The sequence below is a fragment of the Streptomyces longispororuber genome, assembly GCF_014656095.1.
In the GTDB taxonomy this organism is placed as follows: Bacteria; Actinomycetota; Actinomycetes; order Streptomycetales; family Streptomycetaceae; genus Streptomyces; species Streptomyces longispororuber.
Genome location: NZ_BNBT01000347.1, coordinates 1 through 587, shown reverse-complemented (window position 1 = coordinate 587; position 587 = coordinate 1). Strand labels below are relative to the sequence as shown.

At 80.9% G+C, this 587-nt stretch carries 1 protein-coding gene; it reads left to right on the top strand.

The genetic code is table 11. The annotated features are described in order from the left end of the window. A partial coding sequence (locus IE330_RS38570; protein WP_190140827.1) for an aminotransferase class I/II-fold pyridoxal phosphate-dependent enzyme occupies positions 1-587 on the top strand: 587 nt, incomplete at both ends.

Genomic DNA, 587 nt, shown 5'->3' with positions numbered 1-587 from the left:
CGGACCCCGGCCACCTCGCCGCCGCGCCCGGCGCCGGGCCCCTGCTGCTCACCGTCGGCGCGGCGCTCGGCGGCGACGTCCTGCTGCCCCGCCCCTGCGCCGCCTGGTGGGAGCCCCAGGTACGGCTCCTCGGCCGGTCCGCGTACCACGTGCCGACGCCCGCCGAGTGCGGCGGCGCGCCCGACGCGTACGCCCTCCTGGAGACCGTCCGCCGCGTCCGCGCCGAGGGCGGCACGCCGCGCCTGCTCGTGCTGTCCGTCGCCGACGACCCGACCGCCACCGTGCCGCCGCCCGAAGTGGTCCACGAGGCCGTGGAGGCCGCCGCGGGCGAGGGCCTGCACGTCCTGAGCGACGAGACCTGGCGCGACACCCTGCACCGCCCGCACGACACCGTCCTGGTCGGCCCCGCCGAGATGGACCCCGAGCGGGTCACCGTCGTCACCGACCTGACCGGCGGCTACCTGCCGTCCGCCCTGCCCGCCGCCGTCGCCCGCTTCCCCCCGACCGGCCCCGGCCGGGACCTGCGCGCCCGCGACCTGGCCGTGCTCACCGCCCTCGCCGCCGCCGTGGCCGCGCCGGCCGCCGTG